This is a genomic window from Thalassolituus sp. UBA2009, from assembly GCF_002335285.1.
GTDB classification, from domain to species: domain Bacteria; phylum Pseudomonadota; class Gammaproteobacteria; order Pseudomonadales; family Oceanobacteraceae; genus Venatoribacter; species Venatoribacter alkanivorans.
In genome coordinates this window covers 12133-16112 of record NZ_DDCJ01000154.1, presented here as the reverse complement: position 1 = coordinate 16112, position 3980 = coordinate 12133, and the positions used below count along the sequence as shown (strand labels likewise).

The window sequence follows — 3980 nt, the reverse complement described above, 5'->3', positions numbered from 1 at the left end:
TCTGGCTGAATAACTGGCCGGTAACGCGCTGCGCATCCAGCTCGACGGTATCAGCTGCCTGAGACTGACTGGCAAGCATCTGAGCAATCAGTGCCGCCAGAATGGCCGGTTTAAAAGGTGTGCGGTTCATGTTGACCTCATCGGTTGCAATGGCCGGACTGGCCGGTAAAAACAATGGCGCTCAGTGTAGTGATTTTGACTGATCACCCAACAGGAGTGATCAGTCCGGGTTTTCATCTGCTTGTTTTTCAGTCAATCAACTTGTGCTGCCCTGCTCCGGCCGACCAACACTCGACCTGACCTGATGTTGTCAGGCTGTTATTATGGCGGCTGTTTTTATTAGGGCCTGTCGACACTAATTGAATAGGTCCTGCTGAGAGCCAGTTTTTCTCAGAACAAGGAGAGAGACGTGATATTAGCGGGCTAAATGAATGACGAACGACGATGTTCATGGGGGAAACTGGCCTCAGCCCGAAGGGTTATGGCTAAAAATCCCTCATCCTGCGTTGCTGTTCGTTCGCTTAACCCGTTACCAATCTGTCTGGAACAGATTGGCGTGCCAACCCCGAAGGGGTGAGGCACAGGGATGTGCTGAACATCCCACACTCTCAGCGCCTTGTTTGAGATATTTTTAGCCAATAACAGGCCTGTTTAATTAGTGTCGACAGGCCCTAGCGTCAGGATCAGCCATGACCACCATCATCAGTTTCAATATTAACGGCGTACGCGCCCGGCCTCATCAACTGGAAGCCATTCGCGACCAGCTTAATCCGGATGTGCTTGGCCTGCAGGAAACCAAGGTGCAGGACGCCGAATTTCCGCTGGCGGATATTCAGGCACTGGGATTTCATGTCGAGTTTTTTGGCCAGAAAGGTCATTACGGTGTAGCCCTGCTGAGTAAAACCGCCCCCGTCTTTGTGCAGAAAGGCTGGCCATGGGATGACGCCGAAGTGCAGAAACGCATTATTCATGCACGCTACGAAATTGACGGAAAAATCTGGAATGTGCTGAACGGTTATTTCCCACAGGGGGAAAGCCGTGACCACGAAACCAAATTCCCGGCTAAAGAAAAGTTTTACGCCGACCTGCAGCGTTACCTGAGTGAAAACTTCACCCCGGCCGACCGGGTGATCGTGATGGGTGATATGAATATTTCACCGGAAGACACCGACATCGGTATTGGTGAGCCGAACCGTAAGCGCTGGCTTAAAACCGGCAAGTGCAGTTTCCTGCCGGAAGAGCGCGAATGGTATCAGCGCCTGCTCGGCTGGGGTTTGCAGGATACCTATCGCAAACATTATCCGGCCAGCAACGACACCTTCAGCTGGTTTGATTACCGCTCCAAAGGCTTTGATGACGAGCCCAAACGCGGCCTGCGTATCGACCATATTCTGGCAACGCCTGCGGTATACGAAGAATGCACCGCAGCGGGTGTCAGCTACGATATTCGCGCACTGGAAAAACCGTCAGATCACGCACCGATCTGGGCAACCTTTTCCTGAGCAGGCTTTATCTCCGGCAATAAAAAACGGCGCCTTATAAGCGCCGTTTTTTATTTAAATCCGCATGGTCAGATATCAGCCCGGATACTGCTCCAGCGTATCCAGATAATCCAGCCATACGCGGGCGTTGGCTGCAACCGCCGCCAGCGTCAGCGCCTGCTGGAAATAGCGCCGTGCCGCGGCAAAATCTTTCAGTTCATAAGCACAGCTGCCGGCCAGCATAAGTGCCCGGGGTTTATCCCGCTCTGACAGGCCTTTTTTCAGCGCCGCTTCGCTGTCATTCAAAGCTTCCTGATATTGTGCAGCCTGTTGCTGCATCTGTGCCGCACGGTACAGCAGACTGCCGTCGTCCATAAAAGCACTGGCTTCACGCATGGCGATTACGGCTTTATCGCGCTCGCGCCCCTGCTGCCAGGCCGCCGCCAGTAAGCGCCAGTTACGCTCATTTAATTCAACGGTCCCGTCTTTGATATGTGCCTGCAGAATACGTCCGGCGCGCTCAGGGATATTTTCGCTGATCAACAATTGCACCAGCAGCAGAATGCTGTCGGCTTTTTTCAGATAGTGTCCGGCGTATCCCAACTCCAGTGTGCGCAGGGCCAGCTTCGGCTTTTCCAGCAACTGATAAATAGCCGCCAGCTGCTGCCAGTAATCTTCTTTGCCAGGATTTATACGCAGCAGATCGTCCAGCACCATGGCGGTTTTCAGATAGGATTTTTGCTGATAGTGCGCCGCCATCAGCATCTGCAGCCAGTTTTCTTTCGGCTTGTCGCCACGTGCCTGTGTGCGTTCAATGCCCTGCAGCAACCAGGGAATGGAGGCGGCGTAATTTTTTTCCAGCTGATAGGCCGAAGCCAGCGTGATAAAGCTCAGCGGCTGAATCCAGTCGGCATTTTTTTCTTTGTCGCCTTTTCTCTTGCTGCTGTTTTTATCTTTTTCCAGCTGCAGGATCTTTGTCAGCCGTGGTTCAAGCTCAGCGATAGCCGCACTGGTATTTTCTGCTGCCAGATGCAGTTGCGCCAGCGTGGTCGACAGCGCTGATTCCTGCGCCGGAGCCAGCGCACTCAGGCTTAGCGCTTTGCTGTACCAGGTCATGGCTTCAGTGTTTTTTTCCTGCAGCAGATACAGCTGGCCGTGCAACTGATAGCTTAGCGCCAGACCGAATCCGGGCGTTAAATCCTCTTCCAGCTCCAGCAAGGCCTCTTCGGCTTCGCTGTACTGCTGTGCCGCCAGTTGCTCCTGAATAGAATTCAGTTCTTCGTAGGTTGACTGTGACAGGCTGTTATTGGCAGCCAGCAATGCCGGAGACTGCAGACAGAACAACAGACAGAACAACAGCGTAATAAAGGCACGCATCAGGAATCACCCAGCTTAAATTCAATGGTCTGGGTTGCCTGTTGCGCAACCGGCCGGCCATTTTCCATTTTCGGTTTGAATTTGTATTTATACAGTGCACGGATGGCTTCACGTTCAAACACGCCACGCGGCTCAGCTTCGATGATTTCCACATTATCGACTGTGCCTTCGGGGTTGATCGCCAGGCGCGCCGTCACATAGCCTTCGATTTTCTGACGCACTGCTTTTTGTGGATACACGGCATTCATCCGCACCAGCGGAATAACATCGGTATCGCCAAAGCCCATGCCGACCACGGCGTCGCCCAATAGCGAGTTCTGCGCCAGTGATAAATCCGGATTTACATCAGGCATATTAAACGGCAGTTGCTGCATCGGCGTATTTTGCTCGGCCACCGATTCTTTTGGCAGTTGCGGTTTTTTCGGTTTGGGTGGCTCCTGCTTGCGCCGTTCTTTCAGCTGGGTTTTGCTTTCCTGCTTCAGGCGCACAAAGTCGACATAGGTGTTGTCGCGATTATCGCGCTTAAGCTCACCCGGACCAGACACCATCTGATGCATTGCCCAGAACAAGCCGAGACTGACCCCGCAAGCCAGTAATAAAGCAATCGCAAAACGGGGCATCAGTTAGCCGCCTCGGCGGAAATAGATATATTGGTAATTCCGGCCAGGCGTACCTGATCCATCACCTTGACCAGAAGGCCGGTCGGTGAAAATTCGTCAGCCTGAATAATCACAGCCCCTTCCGGGTTTTCTGCTTTCATGCGCTCAATGTTCGGACGTACTGCGCGCACATCAATGGCGCGGCGGTCGATCCAGATTTCACCATTGGCGCGAATCGCCAGCAGAATATTACTGCCCTTTTTCTCTTCGGCGGTCTGCGCACTCGGGCGGCTGACGGTTACGCCGCTTTCTTTAACGAAAGAGGTCGTAACAATAAAAAAGATCAGCATGATAAAGACGATATCCAGCATCGGGGTGATATCGATATCGTTGCCATCGGCTTCACTATCGGTGTGACGACGTGCCATAACAAATAATCCGTAAATTCAGTCGGTCGTTAGCCATTCGGCGAGCTGATGCACGCCGCGCTCACTTAAACGTTTAAAGCGGGTGCGGAAATACA

4 protein-coding genes are annotated in these 3980 nt (G+C 52.8%); 1 reads left to right on the top strand and 3 read right to left on the bottom strand.

Features of this window, described 5'->3' with window-relative positions; genetic code table 11:
* Positions 1 to 689: 689 nt before the first annotated feature.
* A complete protein-coding gene (xthA, locus tag B3P58_RS19210; RefSeq protein WP_286719830.1) occupies positions 690 to 1502 on the top strand; it encodes an exodeoxyribonuclease III in 813 nt (270 codons plus the stop codon).
* A gap of 75 nt (positions 1503 to 1577) precedes the next feature.
* Here xthA and B3P58_RS19205 read toward each other — a convergent pair whose 3' ends face one another.
* The 3 genes from B3P58_RS19205 to B3P58_RS19195 are packed head-to-tail and all read right to left on the bottom strand — an operon-like array spanning position 1578 to position 3885.
* Entirely contained in the window at positions 1578 to 2858 is a 1281-nt protein-coding gene (locus tag B3P58_RS19205; protein WP_230333717.1) for a tetratricopeptide repeat protein, read from the bottom strand.
* A complete protein-coding gene (locus B3P58_RS19200; RefSeq protein WP_230333715.1) occupies positions 2858 to 3478 on the bottom strand; it encodes an energy transducer TonB in 621 nt (206 codons plus the stop codon). The genes B3P58_RS19205 and B3P58_RS19200 overlap by 1 nt, the downstream gene beginning before the upstream one ends.
* On the bottom strand, positions 3478 to 3885 hold the full coding sequence (locus B3P58_RS19195) for an ExbD/TolR family protein (protein WP_145468764.1): 408 nt from the start codon (positions 3883 to 3885) through the stop codon (positions 3478 to 3480). The genes B3P58_RS19200 and B3P58_RS19195 overlap by 1 nt, the downstream gene beginning before the upstream one ends.
* Positions 3886 to 3980 lie beyond the last annotated feature (95 nt).